21 protein-coding genes are annotated in these 21,661 nt (G+C 67.8%); 11 read left to right on the top strand and 10 right to left on the bottom strand.

The window, feature by feature from the left end:
• Positions 1 to 4: 4 nt before the first annotated feature.
• Positions 5 to 1,336 carry an O-acetylhomoserine/O-acetylserine sulfhydrylase gene (locus tag ACEE23_RS08660; RefSeq protein WP_448872760.1) on the top strand — a complete coding sequence of 444 codons (1,332 nt, stop codon included), beginning with the start codon at positions 5 to 7 and terminating at the stop codon, positions 1,334 to 1,336.
• 128 nt (positions 1,337 to 1,464) lie between these two features.
• Positions 1,465 to 2,616, top strand: coding sequence for a homoserine O-acetyltransferase MetX (metX, locus tag ACEE23_RS08655; protein WP_368521337.1), 1,152 nt, complete (start codon positions 1,465 to 1,467; stop codon positions 2,614 to 2,616).
• A 9-nt stretch (positions 2,617 to 2,625) separates the two neighbouring features.
• On the opposite strand, the gene ACEE23_RS08650 is transcribed toward metX, so the two are convergent.
• Positions 2,626 to 3,003, bottom strand: coding sequence for a DUF3017 domain-containing protein (locus ACEE23_RS08650; RefSeq protein WP_368520055.1), 378 nt, complete (start codon positions 3,001 to 3,003; stop codon positions 2,626 to 2,628).
• Positions 2,987 to 3,847, bottom strand: a complete 861-nt coding sequence (locus tag ACEE23_RS08645; RefSeq protein ID WP_368521338.1) for a bifunctional methylenetetrahydrofolate dehydrogenase/methenyltetrahydrofolate cyclohydrolase — start codon at positions 3,845 to 3,847, stop codon at positions 2,987 to 2,989. The genes ACEE23_RS08650 and ACEE23_RS08645 overlap by 17 nt, the downstream gene beginning before the upstream one ends.
• A gap of 546 nt (positions 3,848 to 4,393) precedes the next feature.
• Between ACEE23_RS08645 and ACEE23_RS08640 the strand changes: the two genes are divergently transcribed.
• The 3 genes from ACEE23_RS08640 to ACEE23_RS08630 all read left to right on the top strand — a co-directional run bounded on the left by ACEE23_RS08640 (position 4,394) and on the right by ACEE23_RS08630 (position 5,581).
• Positions 4,394 to 4,708, top strand: a complete 315-nt coding sequence (locus tag ACEE23_RS08640) for a hypothetical protein (RefSeq protein ID WP_368520053.1) — start codon at positions 4,394 to 4,396, stop codon at positions 4,706 to 4,708.
• Between the two features lie 107 nt (positions 4,709 to 4,815).
• Positions 4,816 to 5,031 carry a cell division protein FtsW gene (locus ACEE23_RS08635; protein ID WP_368520052.1) on the top strand — a complete coding sequence of 72 codons (216 nt, stop codon included), beginning with the start codon at positions 4,816 to 4,818 and terminating at the stop codon, positions 5,029 to 5,031.
• A 79-nt stretch (positions 5,032 to 5,110) separates the two neighbouring features.
• Complete coding sequence (locus ACEE23_RS08630; protein ID WP_070769206.1) at positions 5,111 to 5,581, top strand: tRNA (cytidine(34)-2'-O)-methyltransferase; 471 nt, start codon at positions 5,111 to 5,113, stop codon at positions 5,579 to 5,581.
• Here ACEE23_RS08630 and ACEE23_RS08625 read toward each other — a convergent pair.
• Both ACEE23_RS08625 and ACEE23_RS08620 read right to left on the bottom strand, forming a co-directional pair.
• Positions 5,578 to 7,044, bottom strand: coding sequence for a PH domain-containing protein (locus ACEE23_RS08625; protein WP_368521339.1), 1,467 nt, complete (start codon positions 7,042 to 7,044; stop codon positions 5,578 to 5,580). The genes ACEE23_RS08630 and ACEE23_RS08625 overlap by 4 nt on opposite strands.
• Entirely contained in the window at positions 7,041 to 7,514 is a 474-nt protein-coding gene (locus ACEE23_RS08620; RefSeq protein ID WP_368521340.1) for a PH domain-containing protein, read from the bottom strand. Before ACEE23_RS08620 ends, ACEE23_RS08625 begins: the two co-directional genes overlap by 4 nt.
• A gap of 126 nt (positions 7,515 to 7,640) precedes the next feature.
• On the opposite strand from ACEE23_RS08620, the gene ACEE23_RS08615 reads away from it, so the two are divergent.
• On the top strand, positions 7,641 to 7,901 hold the full coding sequence (locus tag ACEE23_RS08615) for a helix-turn-helix transcriptional regulator (RefSeq protein WP_368520049.1): 261 nt from the start codon (positions 7,641 to 7,643) through the stop codon (positions 7,899 to 7,901).
• 38 nt (positions 7,902 to 7,939) lie between these two features.
• Here ACEE23_RS08615 and ACEE23_RS08610 read toward each other — a convergent pair whose 3' ends face one another.
• The gene (locus ACEE23_RS08610) at positions 7,940 to 11,113 is read right to left on the bottom strand and encodes an error-prone DNA polymerase (RefSeq protein ID WP_368521341.1); all 3,174 of its coding nucleotides are present in this window, start codon (positions 11,111 to 11,113) and stop codon (positions 7,940 to 7,942) included.
• A 243-nt stretch (positions 11,114 to 11,356) separates the two neighbouring features.
• On the opposite strand from ACEE23_RS08610, the gene ACEE23_RS08605 reads away from it, so the two are divergent.
• The 3 genes from ACEE23_RS08605 (at position 11,357) to ACEE23_RS08595 (ending at position 14,067) form a co-directional block, all read left to right on the top strand.
• The gene (locus tag ACEE23_RS08605) at positions 11,357 to 12,232 is read left to right on the top strand and encodes a MetQ/NlpA family ABC transporter substrate-binding protein (RefSeq protein ID WP_368521342.1); all 876 of its coding nucleotides are present in this window, start codon (positions 11,357 to 11,359) and stop codon (positions 12,230 to 12,232) included.
• 120 nt (positions 12,233 to 12,352) lie between these two features.
• Positions 12,353 to 13,390: a methionine ABC transporter ATP-binding protein gene (locus ACEE23_RS08600; RefSeq protein WP_448872754.1), complete on the top strand. Its 1,038-nt coding sequence runs from the start codon at positions 12,353 to 12,355 to the stop codon at positions 13,388 to 13,390.
• Positions 13,387 to 14,067 carry a methionine ABC transporter permease gene (locus tag ACEE23_RS08595; RefSeq protein WP_296202927.1) on the top strand — a complete coding sequence of 227 codons (681 nt, stop codon included), beginning with the start codon at positions 13,387 to 13,389 and terminating at the stop codon, positions 14,065 to 14,067. The genes ACEE23_RS08600 and ACEE23_RS08595 overlap by 4 nt, the downstream gene beginning before the upstream one ends.
• Before the next feature lie 90 nt (positions 14,068 to 14,157).
• Here the strand turns inward: ACEE23_RS08595 and ACEE23_RS08590 are convergent, their stop codons facing one another.
• The gene (locus ACEE23_RS08590; RefSeq protein WP_448872752.1) at positions 14,158 to 15,036 is read right to left on the bottom strand and encodes a sucrase ferredoxin; all 879 of its coding nucleotides are present in this window, start codon (positions 15,034 to 15,036) and stop codon (positions 14,158 to 14,160) included.
• Between the two features lie 130 nt (positions 15,037 to 15,166).
• Here ACEE23_RS08590 and ACEE23_RS08585 point away from each other — a divergent pair, with 130 nt between their 5' ends.
• On the top strand, positions 15,167 to 15,793 hold the full coding sequence (locus ACEE23_RS08585; protein WP_368520840.1) for an AMIN-like domain-containing (lipo)protein: 627 nt from the start codon (positions 15,167 to 15,169) through the stop codon (positions 15,791 to 15,793).
• Positions 15,794 to 15,831: 38 nt separating this feature from the next.
• On the opposite strand, the gene ACEE23_RS08580 is transcribed toward ACEE23_RS08585, so the two are convergent.
• The 4 genes from ACEE23_RS08580 to ACEE23_RS08565 all read right to left on the bottom strand — a co-directional run bounded on the left by ACEE23_RS08580 (position 15,832) and on the right by ACEE23_RS08565 (position 20,135).
• Complete coding sequence (locus ACEE23_RS08580; protein ID WP_368520839.1) at positions 15,832 to 17,418, bottom strand: Y-family DNA polymerase; 1,587 nt, start codon at positions 17,416 to 17,418, stop codon at positions 15,832 to 15,834.
• On the bottom strand, positions 17,415 to 18,179 hold the full coding sequence (locus tag ACEE23_RS08575) for a hypothetical protein (protein WP_368521345.1): 765 nt from the start codon (positions 18,177 to 18,179) through the stop codon (positions 17,415 to 17,417). Before ACEE23_RS08575 ends, ACEE23_RS08580 begins: the two co-directional genes overlap by 4 nt.
• A gap of 106 nt (positions 18,180 to 18,285) precedes the next feature.
• Entirely contained in the window at positions 18,286 to 18,948 is a 663-nt protein-coding gene (locus tag ACEE23_RS08570) for a response regulator (RefSeq protein ID WP_448872289.1), read from the bottom strand.
• Positions 18,949 to 18,950: 2 nt separating this feature from the next.
• Positions 18,951 to 20,135 (bottom strand): ATP-binding protein, encoded by a 1,185-nt coding sequence (locus ACEE23_RS08565; protein ID WP_368534289.1) that lies wholly within the window; start codon positions 20,133 to 20,135, stop codon positions 18,951 to 18,953.
• Between the two features lie 123 nt (positions 20,136 to 20,258).
• Between ACEE23_RS08565 and ACEE23_RS08560 the strand changes: the two genes are divergently transcribed.
• A complete protein-coding gene (locus ACEE23_RS08560) occupies positions 20,259 to 21,548 on the top strand; it encodes a PspC domain-containing protein (RefSeq protein ID WP_368534288.1) in 1,290 nt (429 codons plus the stop codon).
• Positions 21,549 to 21,661: the final 113 nt, after the last annotated feature.

The following is a 21,661-nucleotide window of genomic DNA, read 5'->3' as shown; positions in this document are numbered from 1 at the left end:
TGGCATGACGACGAAATACGACAACACCGAATCCAACCCGAACTTCGCTAACTGGGACATCGCCACGCGTGCGCTGCACGTGGGCCAGGACCTGGACGGCAAGAACAACGCCCGGAACCTGCCGATTTACCAGACGACGTCCTACGTCTTCGACAACGCCGCGCACGCCGCGGCCCGCTTTGGCCTGTCCGATGCCGGCCCGATTTACTCCCGCCTGACCAACCCGACGCAGGACGCGCTGGAAAACCGCATCGCCTCCCTGGAGGGCGGCGTGGCGGCCGTGGCTTTCGCCTCCGGCCAGGCGGCCGAGACCGCCGCCATCCTGACGCTGGCCGGCGCCGGCGACCACATCGTGGCCTCCCCGCACCTCTACGGCGGCACCGCCACCCTGTTCACCGTGACCCTGCCGCGCCTGGGCATCGACTTCACCCTGGTGGACAACCCGGACGATCCGGAGTCCTGGAAGGCGGCCATCCAGCCGAACACCAAGGCTCTCTACGGCGAGACCTTCGGCAACCCGGCGGCCGACGTGCTGGACATCCCGGCGATTGCCGAGGTCGCCCACGCCGCCAACGTCCCGCTCATCGTGGACAACACCATCGCCACCGTCGCCCTGGTCCGCCCGCTGGCTCTGGGCGCGGACATCGTGGTCAACTCCACCACGAAGTTCTACACCGGCAACGGCTCCGCCCTGGGCGGCATCCTCGTCGACGGCGGCAAGTTCGACTGGACCGTCGAACGCGACGGAAAGCCGGTCTTCCCCGGCTTCGTCACCCCGGATCCGGCCTACCACGGCCTCAAGTACGCGGACCTGGGCGTCCCGGCATTTGCCCTGAAGGCCCGCGCCGGCATCCTGCGCGACACCGGTGCGGCCATCTCCCCGTTCAACGCCTGGCTGACACTCAACGGCCTAGAGACCCTCACCCTGCGCATCCGCCGCCACAACGAAAACGCCCAGGCTGTGGCCGAGTACCTGGAAGGCCACGACAAGGTCACCAAGGTCAACTACGCCGGCCTGGAGTCCTCCCCCTACCGCAAGATCAAGGAAAAGCTGGGCCTGGAATACACCGGCTCGGTGCTCTCCTTCGACATCGAGGGCGGCAAGGACGAGGCGTGGACGTTCATCGACGCCCTGCGCCTGCACTCCAACCTGGCCAACATCGGCGACACCCGCTCCCTGGTGGTCCACCCGGCAACCACCACGCACTCCCAGTCCGACGAGGAGGGCCTGCGCGTGGCCGGCATTGCCCAGTCCACCATCCGACTCTCGGTGGGTATCGAGGATGTCAAGGACATCATCGCCGACCTCGAGCTGGGCTTCGCCGCGCTGGGCTAAACCCTGCTGCGCTGCACCGGGCTGCACCGGGCTGCACCGCACTGCACAGCGCAGCCCAACCCCGCCCGACCCGCACTGGGTCTAAGCACTCGCCGCCGATTATCCCCACGCTCAGGAAGTAGTTGATTATGTCCGAATTTCCCCGCCTCGCCCCGCCCGGTCGCCGCACCACCGTTCCGGTGGGAACGGTCACCACGGAGGCCGGCGCGGAGATCCCGGACGTGGTAATCGCCTACCAGCGCTGGGGCAGCTTCCGCGGGGATCCGGCCGGCGTGAACAACGTGCTCATCGTCGAGCACGCCCTGACTGGTGATTCGGACGTGACGGACTGGTGGGGCGAGCTCATCGGCCCGGGCCGGGCGCTGGACACGGATCACTGGTGCGTTATCGCCACCAACGTCCTGGGCGGCTGCGGCGGCTCCACCGGCCCGTCCTCGCCGCACCCGGACGGCCGCGCCTGGGGCTCGCGCTTCCCGGCCGCGTCCATCCGCGACCAGGTCCAGGCCGAAAAGCTGCTGATCGATGCCCTGGGACTGAGCACCGTCCACGCCGTCATCGGCGGCTCCATGGGCGGGGCGCGGACTCTGGAGTGGTCGCTCATGTACCCGGCATCGCTCACCGCCGCCTGCGTCATCGCGGTCTCCGCGCGGGCCTCCGGGTGGCAGATCGGTATCCAGTCCGCGCAGATTTCCTCCATCGAAAACGACCCGCAGTGGCACGGCGGCGACTACTACGAGCTGGGGGTAGCCCCGGAGGCCGGCCTGGCCGCCGCGCGCCGGATCGCGCACCTGACCTACCGCGGTGAGCAAGAGATCGACGAGCGCTTCGGCACCACCGCCCAGCGCGGGGAGAACCCCCTGGGCGCCTACCGCGCCGGCGACCAGCGATTCGCGGTCAACTCCTACCTGGAATACCAGGGAAAGAAGCTGGTCGATCGCTTCGACGCCGGCTCCTACGTCGCGCTGACCGAATCCTTAAACCGCCACGACGTCGGCCGCGGCCGCGGGGGCTTAAACAAGGCCCTGGCCTCGTCGACCGTGCCGACGATGGTGGTCGGCGTCGACACCGACATCTTGTACCCCTATCACCAGCAGGAGCACCTCTCGCGCAACCTGGGCAACCTCCTGGCCATGGCCAAGGTCGTCTCCCCCGTCGGCCACGACGCCTTCTTGACCGAGACCCGCCAGATGGACCGTGTGCTGCGCAATTTCCTCACGCTGTCGGCCCCGGACGGCCTCGACCTGCCGGGCGGGCTGACCGATGGCGACTACGCCATCTAACTGAAACCGCTAGCTGCCCAGCGCGTCCACGGAGACGGCCAAGAAGACTAGCGCGGCCCCCACCACCGCGCTGAAAATGCAGTCGAAGCGGCGCGAGCGCACCGAAAAGACCCCGACCCGGCGGGAGTCGCAGGTCGCGCGCACGACCACCAGCCAGAGCATCGCCGCCCCTAAGGCAAACGCCGCCCGGCGCCAGTGCTCCAGCAGGGCAAAGACCCCGGAGAGCACCACCACGGCGACGAAGGCCCCGATCATCGCCCACTGCACCTTGGCCGGCAGCTTGGACGGCGCCACGTGCCGGTCGTGGGGATTATCCAGCGAGGTCTTGTCCAGCCCGGCGACTGGGCGCGCGGACGCGGCCTGCGCCTTATTAATCGGCGAGGCCATGAGCCTTTTCTGCCCGCTCGACAATATTGCGCACCAGGAACGCGCGGGTCAGCGGGCCCACCCCACCCGGGTTCGGGGAGACGAATCCGGCCTTATCCCAGACGTCGTCAGCAACGTCGCCAGCCAGCTTGCCATCCACGCGGGAAACCCCCACGTCCAGGATGGCCGCGCCTTCCTTAATCATGTCCGCGGTCAGCACGTGGGCCTTGCCGGCTGCGGCGATGACAACGTCCGCCGCGCGGGTCTCCGCCGCCAGGTTCTTCGTGCCGGTGTGACACAGGGTCACGGTGGAGTTCTCGCTGCGGCGGGTCAGCAGCAGGCCGATGGGCCGGCCGACGGTCACACCGCGGCCGATGACCACGGTCTTGGCCCCGTCGAGCTCCACCCCGAAGCGGCGCAGCAGGTGGATGCAGCCGTTCGGCGTGCACGGCAGCGGCGCGTCCTCATTGAGCACCAGCTTGCCCAGGTTCACCGGGTGCAGGCCGTCGGCGTCCTTGTCCGGGTCGATGCGCTCGAGGATGCGGTTTTCGTCCAGGTGCTTCGGCAGCGGCAGCTGCACGATGTAGCCGGTGCAGGCCGGGTCCTCGTTCAGCTCATCGATGACCGCTTCCAGGTCCTCCTGGCTGATATCGGCCGGCAGATCCTTGCGGATGGAATTAATCCCCAGCTGTTCGCAGTCGCGGTGCTTCATCTTCACATAGGACTGGGAGCCGGGATCCTCACCGACCAGCACGGTGGCCAGGCCCGGAGTAATCCCCTTCTCCTTGAGCGCAGCCACACGCTGCTTGAGGTCTTCAAAAATCTCGTCGCGGTACAGTTTGCCGTCTAGTTTGGTTGCAGCCATGGCTTATATCCTAGTGGCAGGCGTAAGCCAAGACCCAGCAACAACCCCAAAGCAGCTCAAAACCGTCACTGTTTCTTGCGTAGGCACCGACCCCAGGGCCTCATTGTGACTTTTCTCTACTGGAAAACGCTGAATTCTTATGTAAACTATTGGTTGCTCCGACCAATCGAACTCACAGCAATGCGTTAGAGCTCAATTACGACAGGTAAAGCAACCAACTAGAGAGGTTGAGATTTGGTGAAAGGTACGCCTTCCACCCCCAAAAGGCCAATTTTCGCTTCTGTAATCGCTGCCCTGACGGTAACGCTACTACCCGTCAGTTCCGCTCATGCTGCTGATCAACATCAACCAGTTTAGACACCCCCGGCTGTTGCCAACACTAATTCGGACAAGAGTGCAGAACTCACACGAGAGCTTTCCGAGAGTTTCGAAACAGTATTCACCGAAGTAGTCTCTGAACAACCCACGGGGCAATGGGAACCAAATTACGAAAACGCCGCTAAACACGGATTATCTGCCCAAGAGGCCGATGCACTAGCGGAGTTCATGGAAACGCCCCTCCCCCAAGAGAGCCACCCAGAGCAGCCGGACATTGCCACCCGAGATTTAGGCTCCTTTGCTGAATGCGTGGTCTGGAATATCGCTCCCGTACCAATGTCTCCCCAAGACGCACAAGCCATCGGTCGACTCCTCAAGGATAAACAATGGAGCCAAGCAGCTGAGAAAATCACTCAGGTTGCTGCCTTGAACGGCGCTACCGCAGCTCTTGATTACGGCATTTCAGCGATTGGTGGCCCTGTCGCTTGGGCAGCAAAACTGGCCCTGTACGCAGGGTCTTGCGCTTTGAGTGAACAGATGTAGGTAGAAAGGTTTCTTCGATGGGATTCGGCGGTGCTCTGCACAGAACGAGCAGTAACGGTGGACCGTGGGTACCACCGGCATGGTTCTCTTTTATTGTCCTACCAGCCATGGTCGTAGCAAGTTTCTACATCAGCCAAGTGACCGGCTGGCGCGGCGTAGCTTCACCCAACGAAAAAGGTGTCTCGTGGAGCGAGGTGAGCTCGGAAGGATTATTGGGCTATTCGGCGCAATTCCTTGCCTTCTATTACCTTCTGGTCCTGCCGTTTTTCCTTGTGCGTAGGCACAGGTGGAAAAAGCGCGACAATCGCGGGACCGGCGAATAAGAGAAACCGGTTTCTCAAGGCAGCGGGAGAACAAGAGGTGCGACTCCTTCCTCTGCCTTTCACCGACTACCCTAAAACCATGACCAACCTGCACATCGTCTTCGACAACCCCGTGATCCCCACCAACACCGGCAACGCCATCCGGACTGCGGCGGTCACGGGCGCGCACCTGCACCTCATTGAGCCGCTGGGGTTTAACTTCGACGACAAGCACCTCAAGCGGGCGGGGCTGGACTACCACGACCTGGCCGATATGACCATCCACCCCAACTTCCAGGCCTGCATGGATGCCCTGCCCGGCGCGCGGGTCTTCGCGTTTACCACCCACACGGACAAGTGGTTTACCGATATCGAGTACCAGGAAGGTGACGTACTGCTCTTCGGCACGGAGCCGACCGGCCTGCCGGCCGAGCACCTCGCCCACGAGCGGATCACCGAGCAGGTGCGTATCCCCATGGTGCCGGCGCGGCGCTCGATGAACCTGTCGAATGCGGCATCGACGGCCGTGTTCGAGGCCTGGCGCCAGCTGGGCTTTAACGGCGCGGTCTAGGCCGGGTCCGGATCGTCTGTGGCGTGGGCGCTCGGGGCCGCCGGCAGGCGCCGGGCGCGCAGGTGGCTTAGCAAGGCGGCGGCGTCGGCCGGATCCAGGTCGCTGCCGGCCATGCGCACCGGCCCGGCGACCAGTTCGTAGCGGACGGTGGCCAGCCGGCACAGCTGGGCAATCGGGCCGGCGGTATAGGCCAGCTCCTGGATGTGGCTGTTGGCAATCACGCTGACCCGGCGGTTGAGCAGCCCGGCGTGGGTGATGCTGTTATCGCCCACCAGGGTCACGGCCTGCCGGTGGGAATCCAGCGGCGAGACCCACCAGGCCCGGCGCGGCGAGGAATAGGTCGGCTCACGGGCGCCCTCCGGTTGGGCGTAGCGGTCGATCTCCTTCTTGTCCAGGGGGCTGAGCAGCTCCAGCAGGCGGAGGGCCTGCTCCCGGCTGCCGACGGGCAGCACCCGGGTAGTGCCCGAGCCCTTGCCCGCGGCGGAGCCGTAGCCGGCCACGGAGACGCGGACCTCCCACCACTTGGTCAGGCGCCACAGCAGCGGCTGGCGGACCTGGACGGCGTGGATGCGATCCAGTCGCACCGACTGGTGGCGCCGGTCGGCCAGGCCGTAGTTGATGATGAGCAGCGCGCGGCCGGAGTCGTCCTCATCCAGGCGGGAGCTAAACCGCCACGAGGTGTCAATGAGCCCCCAGACGTTGGGCACCAGGCCCACCAGGATCGGCACCACGGTGGTAGTCGGCACCGGTGTGAGGATCAAGACCGCAGCAATCGCCACCACCAGCAACGTGCTCACCCGCAGGGCCGCGCCCAGCAGGCTGCGCCGCGTCGGGATAGGCGGGATGACCACCTCCTGGTGGCCGGTGCCGCTGCCGGTGTCGCTGCCGGCGGCATCGTTAGCGGCAGCTGGCTCCGCGCCGGTGGGTGGGCGGCGGCCGCTGGTGCGGGTGAGGATCTCCTCGCGCAGCTGGGTGGCCGCGGGCTTTTTCAGGTAGGCGATCTGGATGTGGGAGGACGCCCCGCCGGCGGTCTCGACGCGGACGGCGGCCACGCCGAAAATCCGGGCGATGACCGGCTCGATGACGTCGACGGCCTGGATGCGGTCGTAGCGGGCGGTGCGCAGCTGGGTGGATAACACCCCGCGCCGCAGGGCCAGCTCGTCCGTGCCCAGCCGGTAGCCCAGCCGCCGCCACCAGATGGCGGAGAGGAACCAGATGGCCAGGCAGACGCCGAGGAAGGCGGCTGCGGTCCAGGCGGCGTCCCGCAGGCCGCGACCCCAGTGGCCGTCGGCGATGAAGCGCGCGGCATCCCCTAGGACCTCGAGGTTGATGTTGACCACCCCGATGGCCAGGATGGCCAGGATGACCGACCAGAACTGCAGCAGCGGCGTGAGCCGGTGCACGCGGTGGAAGCCGTCGGCGTCGACGGCCGCGTTGTCCGGGCCGCGGCGGTGTTTGCTCACAGCCCGCTCATCCTCTCCCGGGCCTTGACGGCCAGGCGCTCGCGCAGCTGGTCCGCGGTCTGGGCCGGCAGGCCCTTGACGGTCGCGTCCGTGGTCGCCGAGGCCGTGTGCAGCTGCAGCTTCTTAATGCCCAGCCAGCGCTGGATGGGCCCGGCGGTCGCGTCCACGAACTGGATGCGCCCGTAGGGCACCACGGTGAAGGTGTGCCACAGCTTGCCGCGGGTAATGAGCAGCTCGTCGTCGGTTTCCAGCCAGCCCAGGTTGCGCACCTGGGCGGGGATGAGCCAGGCCAGCCACGCGCCGAAGGCGGCAATGACGATAAGGCCCCAGTACCACCAGCTGGCCCAGAAAAATCCCAGGGCGCCTACGCCCAGGGCCAGGGCTATCAGCCAGATCGCGGCATTGATGTAGCGGGCCTTGACCAAGGCTTGGGAGACCGGGTTGAGCTCCGGCGAGGCGACAGCGTTCATGCGCTTTAGCCTAACAATCCTGGGCGCGACTGCCGGGTGATAGCCGCGGTGCTACGCCCGGGCGGGTGCCGCGCGCCGGAAAACTACACCTTGACTAGCCGTTATGTTTATATAATAATTTCTTGCATGTCCCCGAAGAAGAAGCCGCGCCGCCCCATCTACAACCGCGTGCGCCTGCTTCGCGTCGAGCGCGGCGTCTCCCGCGCCGAGCTGGCCGCGGCCGTGGATGTGAACCCCCAGTCCATCGGGGCGCTCGAGCGCGGCGACCACTCGCCCAGCCTGGACCTGGCCTTTAGCATCTGCGAGTTTTTCGACCTGCCCGTCGAGGCCGTCTTCTCCCGCACCGAGTTCACCCCGCTGTCCAGCGAGCTCTACCAGCGGATCTAGCCGGGCCCTCCCCGGCGCCTCCGGCGGCTGGCGCCCGCCTAGCGGAAGTCCCGCGAGCCGCGGCTGAAATACTCTCCGATATCCAGCGGCTCGAGCTTGTCCGCCACCACGCTGACCGCGCCCGTGGCGTTCTGGACAATACCCCGGATGACCAGCGTCTTGGCCGTGCGCGCCAGCACCTTCTGCCGCTTCCACAGCCCGGGCGAGACCATCACGTTCATCAGCCCCGTCTCATCCTCCATCCCTAAGAAGATGAGGCCGGCGGCCGTCTGCGGGCGCTGCCGGTGCGTGATGATCCCGGCCAGGCGCACGCGGGTGCCGTCCGGGACCGCGGCCAGGTCGCGCGCCCGCAGGATGCCGGCGGCATCCAGGGCCCCGCGCACCGCGGACATCGGCTGCCGGTCGTGGCTGACCCCGGTGGCGGCGATGTCTTGGGCCAGCAGCTCGAAGGAGGACATGCCGGGCAGGGCCGGCGCCGAAATGGCGGACATGCCGGGCAGCATGCCGGCGCGCTCGGTGGCCGCCACCCCGGCCTGCCACAGCGCCTGCCGGCGGCTTAGCCCCAGACAGTCCAGGGCGCCGGCCTCGGCCAGGGCCTCGACCTGGGCGACCTTTAGCCCCGCCCGGCGCGACAGGTCCGGGATGTCCGTGTACGGCGCGTTGGCCTCCACCCGCTCGGCCGCCTTGTCGCCCAAGCCCTTGACCAAACCCAGCCCTAGGCGGATGGCCATGGGACCAGGTGGGCCGCCCGGCCGGGGTGGGGTGGGCTCGCAGGTCTCCACGCTCGACTCCTTGCCGGAGGCGTTGATGCTGACCGGGCGCACCGGCACGCCGTGGCGGCGGGCGTCCTGGATGAGCGACTGCGGGGAATAAAAGCCCATCGGCTGGGCGCGCAGCAGGCCCACGCAGAACTGCGCCGGGTAGTGGTGCTTGAACCAGGCGGAGAAATACACCAAGGAGGCAAAGGACTGGGAGTGCGACTCCGGGAAGCCGTAGGCGGCAAACGCCACGATCTTGTTCCAGAGCTTGTCCGCCGTCTCCCCGGTGATCCCGTGGGTGGCGGCCAGGCCGGCGAAGAACTGGTCTTTCAGCGCGGCCATCTTCTCCGGCGAGCGCTTCGAGCCCATCGCGCGGCGCAGATCGTCGGCCTGGGCGCCGGTAAAACCGGCGGCATCGACGGCAATCTGCATCAGTTGTTCCTGGAACAGCGGGATCCCCAGCGTCTTGCCCAGGGACTTTTCCAGCACCGGGTGATCGTAGGTGACCTCCTCCAGCCCGTCGCGGCGGCGCAGGTACGGGTGCACGGACCCGCCCTGGATGGGGCCCGGGCGGATGAGGGCGACCTCGACGACCAGGTCGAAGAAGACGCGGGGCTTCAGCCGCGGCAGGGTGGCCAGCTGCGCACGGGACTCGACCTGGAAGACGCCGACGGCATCAGCCCGGCAGAGCATGTCGTAGACGGCCTCCTCCGCCAGATCTAGCTCCCAGAGGTTGACCTCACGGCCGGTCGACTCGGCCACCAGGTCCTGCATGTGGTGCAGGGCCTCCAGCATGCCCAGCCCCAGCAGGTCGAATTTGACCAGGCCGGCGGCCGCGCAGTCGTCCTTGTCCCACTGCAGCACCGAGCGACCCTCCATCCGCGCCCACTCCATGGGCACCACGTCCGCGATAGGCCTATCGCACAGCACCATCCCGCCGGAGTGGATGCCCAGGTGCCGCGGCTGGCCCAGGAATTCCTCGGCGAGTGCGACCACGTCCGCCGGGGGCTCGTCGGTGCCCTTCGACCAGGCGTCCGCGCTGCCCTGCGGGTAGCCCAGGGCGCGGGCGGCGTCCCGGGTCGCACCCTTGCGGCGGTAGGTGTTGACGTTGGCCACCTGCGCGGCCTGCTGGCGCCCGTAGGCGGAGTAGACGTACTGGATGACCTCCTCGCGGCGGCCGGACTCAATATCAACGTCGATATCCGGCGGGCCGTCCCGGTCCGGGGACAAGAAGCGTTCGAAGAGCAGGCCCGCGGAGATGGGCTCCGCGTTCGTGATGCCGAGAGCGAAGCAGACCGCGGAGTTGGCGGCGGAGCCGCGGCCCTGGCACAGGATGTTTTCCCGGCGGCAGAAATCCACCAGGTCCGTGACGATGAGGAAATATCCGGGAAAGCCCAGCTGCTCCACCACGGCGAGCTCGTGTTCTATCTGTTTTTTCGCGCGCTCGCGGATATCGGCCGGCCGGCTCGCGTAGCGCTTGCGCGCCCGCACGTAAACCAGCGTACGCAGCCAGGTCATCTCCGTGTGCCCGTCCGGCACGTCAAAGTGCGGCAGGTTGGGCACCAAAACGTCCCAGCGGAAGCTGCAGTCGCGCCCCAGCTGGGCCGCGGCGGCCAGCAGATCCTCGCGTCCGGGAAGCAGGCGCGCCATGTCCTCGCCGGAGCGCAGCCAGCTCGCCCCCATCGGGTGCTGGTCCGGGTCCGCCTGCTGCAGGGACTGCCGGTGGGCCAAGGCGTTTTTCGCCGCCGCCAAGCGGGCCTGGGTGCGCCGCGCCGCCGCCGGGCGGGCGCTCGCGATAGCCCGCAGCCCCCAGCCGTCCCGGGCGGCATCCAGCCGGCGGTGGCGGTCCGCGTCCGCCGGCACCATGGTGCTGGCGTATTCAAGCACCACGTTGTCGGCCCCGGCGGCGCCCACCAGCTGCTCCAACCGGTCCACCCAGTCCACGTCGGCGAGGTAGACCACCTCCTCGCCCAGGGCGCGGGCGACCTGCGCCAGCGGCGGGTAGGCGGTCTTGCCCTTCTCCCCGGCCGCCATCTTGGCCTGGGCGATAAGCCGCGACAGGCGCCGGTAGCCCTCCGGGCCGCGCGCCAGCACCGTCAGGACGCCCTCGTCCAGGCTCAGCTCGGCGCCGAAGACCGTGGGCAGGCCCGCGCGGGCGGCGGCTTCGGCGAATTTCATCAGGCCGTAGAACCCGTCCCTGTCCACCAGCGCCAGGGATTCCAGGCCTAGTTCAACTGCGCGTTCGACCAACTCCTCCGGCTCGGAGGCGCCCTGCAGGAAGGAATAGCTCGACACGGCGTGCAGCTCCGCAAACGGCACCGCGGATTTCCCCTTAGCCCGCGGTACGTCCTGCTCAGCGCTGTGGTTTACGGGCACAGGCGTGAGCGCCGGGCGGCCGGAAAGGATCCGCTCCAGCCGCGACCAGCTCAGCGCCCGTCCACCGTTGAATCTCACACCGCACAGCCTAGCAAGATACGAACTCGTGTTCTAATTACTCACACCTTACAAACCGAGCAGTCTGTGAATATGCATAAAATCTGCAAGTAAATAGACAAAGCGGTATACAGACTGTTAGGTTATAACCCATCGAGGTTGCGCGCCCCGCAACCCGCTTTATTACGCCTGCCGACGGCGCTCGGGCACTGCCCCGAGACACCGCCCGGCCTTATAAAAGTCACACAGAAAAGGACCATTCTCATGCAGATCCGTCGCGCACTTGCCGCAGCCGCCGCCACCGTCGTGGCAGCGACCGGCCTGGTTGCCTGCTCCTCCGACTCCGAGGGCGGGGAAATTACCAAGGATTCGAAGATCGCCGTCGGCACCACCGACGCCTCCAAGAAGGCCTGGGCGGCATTCGAGACCGCCGCCAAGGACCAGGGCTTCGACCTGGATATCGTCAATTACTCGGATTACACCACCCCGAACCAGGCCCTGGAGCAGGGCGAGCTGGACACCAACAACTTCCAGCACCTGAAGTTCCTGGCCGAGTACAACAAGGGCAACGGCACCGCCCTGGTGCCGATCGCCGCCACCGAGATCGTGCCGCTGGCCCTGTTCTGGAAGGACCACAACTCCCTGGACGGCATCGAGGGCGAAAACGTCGCCATCCCGAACGACTCCACCAACCAGGGCCGCGCCATCAACCTGCTGGTCCAGCAGGACCTGGTCACCCTGAAGCAGGACGGGCTTATTACCCCGACCCCGGCCGACATTGACGAGAAGGCCTCCAAGGTCAAGGTCACCCCGGTCGGCGCCGAGCAGACCACCTCCGCCTACAGCGAGGGCACCCCGGCCGTCATCAACAACTCCTTCCTGGAGCGCGCCGGCATCGACCCGACCACCGCGGTGGTCCAGGACGACCCGAACTCCGAGGAGGCCGAGCCCTACATCAACGTCTTCGCCGTGCGCTCGGAGGACGCCGACAACGAGACCCTCAAGGAGCTCGTCAAGATCTGGCACACCCCCGAGGTCCAGGAAGCCGTGCAGGAAGACTCCAAGGGCACCTCCGTTTCCGTGGAGCGCACCCCGGAGGAACTGCAGGACATCCTCAAGCGCCTGGAAGAAGACCTCTAAACTTAACTCCCGGCACCTTCCACCCCGCCGACGCGCCCAGCCCACTGGCTACCGCGTTGCCGGGGTTGTACCACGTTTAATGAACCCGCTACTGCACACGCAACAACCAAGGGGCTTTTAGTGACCGAATCACCCACCACCGGAACCCGCGTCGAGTTCCGCCACGTATCCAAGATCTTTGAGCATAAAAAGACCACCACCCGGGCGCTCGACGATGTCAGCCTGACCGTGGAGCCCGGCGAAATCATGGGCATCATCGGCTACTCCGGCGCCGGCAAGTCCACCCTGGTGCGCCTCATCAACGGGCTCGACACCCCGACCGAGGGCGAGCTGTTGCTGGACGAGACCAACATCGCCGGCATGTCGGAGAAGAAGCTGCGCTCCCTGCGCCGCTCCATCGGCATGATTTTCCAGCAGTTCAACCTGTTCAACTCCCGCACGGCCGCCGGCAACATCGAATACCCGCTGCAGCTGGCCGGCGTGGCCAAGGCCGAGCGCAAGCGCCGCGTGCAGGAGCTCCTGGAATTCGTCGGCCTGGGCGACAAGGGCTCGAGCTACCCGGAGCAGCTCTCCGGCGGGCAGAAGCAGCGCGTCGGCGTCGCCCGCGCGCTGGCCACCAACCCGCGCCTCCTGCTGGCCGACGAGGCCACCTCCGCGCTGGACCCGCAGACCACCCACGAGGTCCTCGAGCTGCTGCGCCAGGTCAACCAGAAATTCGGCATCACCATCGTGGTCATTACCCACGAGATGGAGGTCGTGCGCTCCATCGCCGATAAGGTCGCCGTCATGGAGCAGGGCCGCGTGGTCGAGCAAGGCTCCATCTACGAGGTCTTCTCCAACCCGCAGACCCCGGTGGCGCAGCGCTTCGTGTCCACTTCCCTGCGCAACACCCCGGACCACGTCGAGGCCGACGACCTGCTGGCCCACGAGGGCCGCTTGTTCACCATCAACCTGACGGAAAACTCCGGCTTCTTCGGCGCGGCCGCCCAGCTGCGCGAGCGCGGCGTGTCCATCTCCATCGTCCACGGCGGCGTGACCACCTTGCAGCAGCACTCCTTCGGCAAGATGACCGTCCGCCTCAACGGCTCTGACGAGGCCATCGAGGAGTTCTACCACACCATGTCCCAGACCACCGACATTGAGGAGATCAAGCGATGACGACAACTATCTTGGCCGCCGCGGACTGGGACCGCCTGTCCGGTACCCTCATGGAGGCGGTCGTCGACACCCTCATCATGGTCTCGCTGACCATGATCATCGGCGGCATCCTGGGTCTTATCCTCGGTATCCTCCTCTACACCACCCGCCCGTCGGGAATCCTGGCCAACCGGTTTATCTACACGATCCTCAACATCGCGGTAAACATCATCCGGCCCATCCCGTTCATCATCTTGCTGGCGTTCGTGCAACCGGTCACCGTGGCCGTGATGGGCTCGTCCATCGGCCGCGAGCCCGCCACCTTCGTCATGGCCTTTGCCGCCACCTTCGCCGTGGCCCGCATCGTCGAGCAAAACCTCGTGGGCATCGACCCCGGCGTCATCGAGGCCGCCCGCGCGATGGGCGCCAGCCCCTGGAAGATCATCACCAGCGTCATCATCCCGGAGGCCCTCGGCCCGCTGGTGCTGGGCTACACCTTCCTGTTCATCGCCGTGGTCGACATGTCCGCCATGGCCGGCTACGTCGGCGGCGGCGGCCTGGGTGACTTCGCCATCGTCTACGGCTACCGCGCCTACGAGTGGCAGGTCACCGTCGTGGCCACCCTGATCATCATCGTCCTGGTCCAGGCCGCCCAGTTCCTGGGCAACTGGGTCTCGGCCAAGATCATGCGCCGCTAACCAGTCCCCGCCACAACCCCCAACCCCCGGCCAGCACCTAGCAGTTAAAGCTGGTGCCGGCCGGGGGTTGGTTTATCTCCGGGGGCAGGCTTAGGCGACTTCCCAGATGAGGGAGGACTTCGGTTCCTTCCCGCAGGAGGCGACGATGCCGTCGTATTCGCGCTGGACCAGCTCGATGTCCCAGTGCCGCCCGTCGCGGTGGCTAACGCGCACGGGCCCGGAGCCGGTGTCCGTGGGGCGCAGATCCGCGTATCCCAGCTCCTCGCCGGCCTCGATGAGGCGGCGGGCGACCTCCAGCTCGGCTACCTGCCCGCGCTGGGAATACAGGCCGCGGCCACGGTTGGCCGGGTAGAAATAGCTGCCGTTCAAGGCCTGCTTGGTCATCTCGCGCGCGGCCTCCAGGTTCAGGCGGCCGAAGGAGTAGCCCCACGGCATCAGCAGCACCGAGGGGGCGAAGCGGTGGCCCTTGGTGTGGGAGGTCTCCCAGACAATCGCCGGGAATATCTCGCCCAGCTGCGCGGCCAGCGGGCGGCCCTTGATGGCGCAGCACTTGTCGCGCTTGGAGTGGGTGCACACCAGCACCAAAGGCGTGTCCAGCTCACCGCCGCCGTTACGGCCCGGGCCGGAAAGATCCAGGTTGAGGATGTCTTCCGGGCCTTCCAGCAGGAGCATTTCCATCTCCCCGCGCTCGGCCCAGACCAGGTAGCAGCGGTGCACGCTGCCGACCTGGTGGCCGGCCCGCCCGGGCCGCCGAATGAGCTGGAGGCCCGCCTGCCCGTCGAGTTTCTCTTTCAGCCGGGCGGTGAGCTCTGGGCTAAAGGTGCCGCCGTCCAGGATGTCGTGGGACCACCCGCCGGGCCACTCGAAGAGGACATAGACGGATTCCTGCTTCGCGGACCCAGCCAGCGGCTCGACGTCGACGTCGGAACACAGCGCGTCAGCTGCCCCGATCTTTTCAGCTGTTGACATGACCGTCATTCTACCTCCCGCCGGCCCGCCGAAAACCCCTAGCCAAGGCACTGCAATAATTTTATTTCCTTTCGAGTGAAATCGAACTCGTATTTTGTTTCTCCCTGGAAAAACCGCTACCGTAGGCACTATGTCTGTCCCTGACCGAGCCCGCCGGGCCCAAATTGCAGCAATTTTTATCACCGCTGCGTGTGGCCTGTCTGCCTGCTCGACGGACGGCTCCCGGGACATGTTCGCCGGGATTGGCGACGCCCACCCCACGGATTCTTCCTCGGCGGACTCCGACAAGCAGGATCACAACGTCTCCGGCCCCAGCCCCCTGGGCGACGCCAACAAGGAGATGAAGACCCAGCGCCCGCCGGCACCCGCCCGCCTGATGGTGACCAACATGCGCATCGGCCAGCACCCCGGCTTTGAGCGCGTGGTCTTCGACCTGGAGGGCGAGGGCCAGCCCGGCTGGTTCGTCGATTTCCAGGACCAGCCCACCCAGCAGGGCTCCGGCAAGCGCATCAACTACTACGGCGCGACCGCCCTCAACGTCAACATCGACGGCACCGTCCTGCCCTACGAGCTGGGCAAGGACGACCCGGCGCTCGGCACCATGACCGGCTACGGCAGCCTGATCACCGAGGTCACCAGCGCCGGCACCTTCGAGGGCCGCTCCCAGTTCATCATCGGCCTCGACCAGGCCCACCCCTACTCCGTGGAGGTCCTCGACAACCCGAAGCGCGTGGTCATCGACATCCTCGACCGCTAACCCGTACCGCGCAGAGACGCGGCACTGGCCCCGCCTTCCTAGACGTAGCTGGCTTCGACCGTCCAGCGCCCGGCCTGCCAATTGAGCAGCCAGGCCCGCGTCTTTTCTTGATCCGTGCCGACTATCTGCAGCCGCGCCAGGCGCGTGCCGGCGCCCGTCCACCAGCCCGTGTCCACCGGCCACGGGCCTGCCCACGCGGTGACCAGGTAGCGGTTTTTACCCCAGGCCAGGCCGGCCGGCTCAGCCGAGAGCAGCGCCTCCTCGGTGACGAAGACGTCGTGGCCTTCGGCATTGATCATCCGGATGCGGGCGGCCGGGTGGTTCGCGCTCGGGTGATCGAGCTCCAGCTGGGCCGGCAGCGGCGCCGGAATCCGGCCCGGCCAACTGCCCGGCGGCACGGGCTCGACCCGCTCGCCGTAAGGCACAAAATCGACCCGCTCGGCCACCCCGCGGCCGCCGCGGTCTACCGGCTGGACCACCTTGTCGATGCCCAGCTGGGACTGGACGCGCTCGATGACCTGCTGGGCGTGGGCGGCCGAACCCGCCCCGGATTCCACCAGGCTGTGTTGCTCCGGCTGGGCGACCTCCAGCGGTTCCAGCCCGAGCCCCACGATGCCGCCCTCGGCCTGGTTGCCCACCAGCCAGCCGTCGAGCTGCCAGCGCACCCGGTCCGCGGTGGCGGATTCGCTCAGCGCCGCGCGCGTGCGCCAGACCCGCCGCAGCTCCGTGCCGTCGGCCCACTGCGCGCTCACGCGCAGGCGCAGGCACGACAGCCCGGCCGCGCTCAAGCGCTGGTGCAGCTGGGCGGCCAGCTGGCGGGCGGCGAACGCGGCGGCGTCCACGCGCTCCAGCGGATCCTCCGGCCGCATCCACACGTCCAGTTCAGCACCCGCCAGCTCCGGGGCGACCCGCCGGTCCAGCTGCGCGCTGGCGATGGCGTGGCACCGCCGCCCGGCGTGGCCGAAGCGGCTGGTGACTTGGTGCAGCGGCAGCTGCGCCACATCCCCCAAGGTGGGCAGACCCAGCCGCACGAACTGGGCGACCAGCTCCGGCGGGCAGCCCAGGGAGACCTCCGCGGCCAGCACCTGGACGCTGCGCGGGGCCAAGAACTGCCGGGAGGCCCCTGGCTCCACCACCACGCCGAGCCCGCGGTCCCGGGCCGCGATGATGGCGGTGGCCAGCTCATCGGCCACCCCGACCGTCATGTCCAGGCCCTGGCGCGCGGCGGCGTCGACCAACATCTCCACCGCGATGGCCTCCCCGCCGTGGAAGCGGGCGGCCGCGGCGGCGTCCACCACCACGAGGCCGGGGCGGATGACCTCGATGGACGAGGCCACCGCGTCCAGGGATTCCACGATTTCGGCGAAGACGGCGCCCTCGCGCTCCGGCTGGGACTCCCAGACTAAAAGCTCCGGGCAGACCGCCTGGGCCGCCCGCACCCGCATGCCGCGGTGGACCCCGGCGCGGCGCGCGGCGGTATTGCAGACCTTCACGGCCCCGCCGGCGAGGACCCCGATGGGGCTGCCCGCCCCCGCGCCCTCCGGCAGGGTCTCGGCGTAGCGGGCGGCCTGGATGGGCCAGTCGGGAAACCAGAGCGCAGCAATCCGCACGGCCGGCGCGCTCATGCGCACCTCACCACGGACTGCGCCGGGCGCGACAGGTACTTCGAATACGCCTGCACGCGCACCTCGACCCCGCGGATGCGCCCGCACCCGCGCCCGATCCCCGGGTAGGACTCCACCTGGGCGTCCAACCGCAGCGCCGCGGACGGCACGTGCTGCCCGACGGTAATGAGCACCGCGCGCCCCTGCCGCAGCCGCGCCGCCACCGGGCGCGCCCGCGCGGGGCTTAGCACCCGCTGCTGGGAGGCCGCGCGCACGCGCTGGATGACAAAATCCATGCCCTCGACCAAGGTGGCGCTGACCGCCCACGGATCCGTGCCCGGGTCCGGCACCGCGACGACCTTGCTGATATCCCCGCGCTCGCACACCTGGGCCAGGGCCAGCTCCGGCCAGCCGACCAGGGCCACGTAGTAGCCTTCCTCCGTGGCTTGGCACACCAGTTCTATTATGAAGGCCGGGCACTCGCTGCACCGCACCGCGCTGCCGCGCACCAGGCCGCCCGCCGGGAGGGCGCCGGCCAGCGCGCCGCCCAGCTCAATCTGCTGCTCGGCAGCCTGCGCCCCGCGGGGCGCCACGCCGCCGGCCAGTGCGGCCTGCCCGCCGGACCCCCCGGAACTTTTGTTACTTCCCTGTTCAGCACCGCTTTCGGCGGAGCGTGCAGCGCGCTGCTGAGGCCCGCGCGCGGGCAGGGCGGAGCCGCCGCCCATCTTTTCCATCTGCGCGCGCAGGGCCGCCACCCGGTCCTCGACCGACTGGCCCACCACTTGGGGAACACTTGTTTGCTGCACCCCTCAAGTATGAACTCTCCCCCGGACACATGCAAACGTCCGTTCGACTGGCGCAAGGGGTGTGCGCCTCACCTGGGATTAATCAGTCCAGGTCGCGGCTGGCCGCCCAGCGGGTGAGCTGATAGCGGTTGGACTGCTGGGTCTTGCGCAAGATATTGGAGGCGTGCGTTTCCACCGTCTTGATGGAGATGAACAGCTTCTGCCCGATCTCGCGGTAGGTATAGCCGCGCGCCAGCAGGCGCAGTACCTCCAGCTCGCGCGGGGTCAGGGCGTCGACTATCGGATCCTCGCCCTGGGCGGGCAGGGGCTTGGGCTCGCCCTCCGGTTCCGGCGCCTGCTCGCCGGCGGCGAAGGCGTCCAGCACGAAGCCGGCCAGCCGTGGGGAGAAATACGCGTCCCCGCCGTAGACCTGCTCGACCGCCCGCGCCAGCTCCGCGCCGTCGATATTCTTAGTCACGTATCCGCGCGCCCCGGCGCGGATGAGAGCGATGACGTCTTCCGCGGCATCGGACACACTCAGCGCCAAGAACTTCGGGCCCGGCTCAATGCCCTGGATGACGGCCAGCCCGCCGCCGTCCGGCATGTGCACGTCCAGCAGGACCACGTCCGGCCGGGTCTCGTTGATGCCACGGATGGCCTCGGCGACCGTCCCGGCGTCCCCCACGATGTCTACCTTGTCGGCCAACTCCGCGCGCACCCCGGCGCGGAAGACGGAGTGATCATCGACCAAGAAGACAGTAACCATGCCTATAACGCTACCGTGAGCTCCACTTCCGTGCCGGCCCCGGGCTGGCTATCCAGCCGTGCCGCACCGCCCGCGCGTTCCATGCGCTGCCGGATGGAGTCCCGGATCCCGTGGCGGTCGGCCGCCACCGCAGTCGGGTCAAAGCCCACGCCGCGGTCGCGCACGAACAGGGTCAGCTCGCCTGCCAGCACCTCGCAGAAGACGTCGACCGTGTCCACCTGCGCGTGCTTGCCGGCGTTGACTAGCGCCTCGCGGGCCGCCTCGACCGCCAGCTTGGTGTTGTCGCTCAGGGGCGCGTCCTGCCCCACGGTCACCGGACTAATCCGCACGTTGAATAGGTCCTCGACCTCGGCGCAGGCGGCTTCCACCGCGCCGAAGATGGTCTCCGGGGTGGCGGAGTCGGCATCGAAAAGCCAGGCCCGCAGCTGGCGCTCCTGGGAGCGGGCCAGCCGCGCGACCTCCGGGCCATCGTCGGCGCGTTTCTGGATAAGCGCCAGGGTCTGCAGCACCGAGTCGTGCAGCTTGGAGGCGATAGCCGTCCGCTCGTCCGCCGCCGCCTTCGCCGCCTTTTCCTCCGCCAGCGAGCGCCACAGCTTCAGCACCAGCGGGATGACCAGCACGCCCAGCCCCAGCATGGTCAGCAGGGAGGCCACCAGCGCCGAGCTGAACCCGTGCTCGCGGTCCCAGAACACCGCCATGACCACCGTGCCGGCCAGCACCAGGGCAAAGCCGGCCGCGAGGCTGCCCATGCCGAGCAGCGTATTCGTCGCGCGATCGTAGGCCTGCCAGGCCAGCAAGGCGCCCACCGCGACGAAAGCCAGCGGCATCAGCACCTGCGGCGGCACGCCCAGCACCACCGTCGCGATTGCGACCCCGGCCGCCAGCGCGAGGGCCACCACCAGCCCCCAGCCCCAGCGCGGGATCTCCCACTGCGAGGCCGGGGCCTGGGCGCCCTCCCGGGCCGGGGTGCAGATCCACAGGCCCGCGTACAAAATCAGCCCCACCCCGGAGACCAGCGCCAGCCCGGCCAGCGCCAGGCGCACCCAGAGGATGTCCACGCCTAGGTTTTCGGCCACACCGCTGGCCACGCCGGCGACCATCTTGCCCTGCTGCGGGCGCACCATGGCCGGGTAGGGTGCCGCGCGCCGCTGGGAATACGCGGCGGGCTCGGACGGGGGAGTACTCATAGATCAATATCGTGCCACGCTCCCGCGCAGACCACATCCGGGATCACCCTGAGAGGTCTAATCCGGGCAAAGATCAGGGCGCTCCCCGATGTGCGGGGCAGGCACGCAGACCATACTTAAAGCATGACTTCCCCATACGAGCCTTTCCACTCCACGCCCCGCTCCGAACCCCACTCCGAATCTCATTCGGATCCCCACGCTGCCGCCTCCGCTAACGATGCCCCCGCCAGCCCCTATTCCGCCCCCACCCACTCCGATTCCACCGACGGGCTGGGCGAGACCCTGCGCGCCATGTGGGCCACCCGCCCGCCGCGCATCCCCGCCGAGCAGGGCGGCAACGCCAAGATAGCCGGCGTGTGCGAGGGCATCGGCGCCCGCTTCGGCATCGACCCGGTCCTGCCCCGCGTGGCCTTCGTCGCCACCACCCTCGCCTTCGGCGGCGGGCTGGCGGCCTACTTCTTAGCCTGGGCGCTGATGCCCCGCTATTCCAAGGCCTCTTCCCCGGTCGAGGATCTCTTCGGCCGCCGGGACGGGGAGACTTCCGAGTCGGGGCTTGCCATCGCCTTGCTCATCGGCTTCCTGATGACCTCCGGGGCCTGGTCGGTAACCATCATGGAAGACTCCTTCTTCCCCTCCTTTAGCTCCTCGGCCCTAGGCATTGCCCTGTTCACCGGCCTCATCTGGTTCTTCCTGTACCGCCACCGCCCGACCCCGCCGGCGGGACTTTTGGCGGCCGGGCAGCTCGCCCAGACCGACGCGCAGCAGGCGCAGCCGGCCGCGGACCCGGAGGTGGACATGTCGATGTTCACCCCGGTGGACGGCTACCCCTTCCCACCGGGCCGGAACACCCCGCCGGCCTGGGACCCGCTGGGCGCCGCCCCGGACACCTGGCACTTGCCGGACCCGCGCCCGGCCGAGCAGCCGAAGAAGAAGCGATCCCTCTTCAAGACCCTCCTGGTCATCGCCTTGAGTTTCTTCGGCGTGGCCCTGGCCGCCGCCCTCGTCATCGCCGCCACCGTGGGCTTCGGGGTGGTCCGCCACGTCGACAACCCCACCGACGGGCTGACGGTCACCGACGGCTTCGTCTTCGACGACCGCGAATACACTCCCACCTCGGTCAACGGCCTGCCGCAGACCTACGACTTCTCCGTCGGCTACGGCAAGGTGGACTTCAGCCAAATCCGCGACTGGGACCAGCTCAACCACCGCACCGAGGTCACCATCGACGCCGGGGTTGGCAACCTCGACATCGTCCTGCCGAAGGGGGTCTCCTACAGCCTGACCTGTGACGACGGCGTGGGTACCACCAACTGCCGCGAGCAGGACAACCCCGACGCCAAGTTCGCCGTCCACGTTGACGCCGGCGTTGGCAACGTCACCATCGACTACCCCACCGCCGCTGCCAATTCCTAGGCGCGCAGGTTAACCCCTCCGCTCTTAAAACCTCCGCCTAGGCTCGGGCTTTCCCTCGGTCCGGCTCCCGCTCCCCAATTCCTCACGCCCCTCTCCCTCGCCCATCCTCCCCG

This window comes from Corynebacterium sp. 32222D000AT (assembly GCF_053546955.1).
The sequence above is the reverse complement of the archived record's forward strand: the minus strand, read 5'-3'. Positions and strand labels throughout refer to the sequence as shown.

Coding starts and splice junctions, on each gene's coding strand:
- ACEE23_RS08640 (WP_368520053.1), top strand. CDS start 4,394: ATGGAAACGCCCCTCCCCCAAGAGAGCCACCCAGAGCAGCCGGACATT.
- ACEE23_RS08585 (WP_368520840.1), top strand. CDS start 15,167: ATGTCTGTCCCTGACCGAGCCCGCCGGGCCCAAATTGCAGCAATTTTT.
- metX (WP_368521337.1), top strand. CDS start 1,465: ATGTCCGAATTTCCCCGCCTCGCCCCGCCCGGTCGCCGCACCACCGTT.
- ACEE23_RS08595 (WP_296202927.1), top strand. CDS start 13,387: ATGACGACAACTATCTTGGCCGCCGCGGACTGGGACCGCCTGTCCGGT.
- ACEE23_RS08645 (WP_368521338.1), bottom strand. CDS start 3,847: ATGGCTGCAACCAAACTAGACGGCAAACTGTACCGCGACGAGATTTTT.
- ACEE23_RS08565 (WP_368534289.1), bottom strand. CDS start 20,135: ATGAGTACTCCCCCGTCCGAGCCCGCCGCGTATTCCCAGCGGCGCGCG.
- ACEE23_RS08615 (WP_368520049.1), top strand. CDS start 7,641: ATGTCCCCGAAGAAGAAGCCGCGCCGCCCCATCTACAACCGCGTGCGC.
- ACEE23_RS08560 (WP_368534288.1), top strand. CDS start 20,259: ATGACTTCCCCATACGAGCCTTTCCACTCCACGCCCCGCTCCGAACCC.
- ACEE23_RS08630 (WP_070769206.1), top strand. CDS start 5,111: ATGACCAACCTGCACATCGTCTTCGACAACCCCGTGATCCCCACCAAC.
- ACEE23_RS08590 (WP_448872752.1), bottom strand. CDS start 15,036: ATGTCAACAGCTGAAAAGATCGGGGCAGCTGACGCGCTGTGTTCCGAC.
- ACEE23_RS08660 (WP_448872760.1), top strand. CDS start 5: ATGACGACGAAATACGACAACACCGAATCCAACCCGAACTTCGCTAAC.
- ACEE23_RS08650 (WP_368520055.1), bottom strand. CDS start 3,003: ATGGCCTCGCCGATTAATAAGGCGCAGGCCGCGTCCGCGCGCCCAGTC.
- ACEE23_RS08635 (WP_368520052.1), top strand. CDS start 4,816: ATGGTCGTAGCAAGTTTCTACATCAGCCAAGTGACCGGCTGGCGCGGC.
- ACEE23_RS08570 (WP_448872289.1), bottom strand. CDS start 18,948: ATGGTTACTGTCTTCTTGGTCGATGATCACTCCGTCTTCCGCGCCGGG.
- ACEE23_RS08580 (WP_368520839.1), bottom strand. CDS start 17,418: ATGAGCGCGCCGGCCGTGCGGATTGCTGCGCTCTGGTTTCCCGACTGG.
- ACEE23_RS08620 (WP_368521340.1), bottom strand. CDS start 7,514: ATGAACGCTGTCGCCTCGCCGGAGCTCAACCCGGTCTCCCAAGCCTTG.
- ACEE23_RS08605 (WP_368521342.1), top strand. CDS start 11,357: ATGCAGATCCGTCGCGCACTTGCCGCAGCCGCCGCCACCGTCGTGGCA.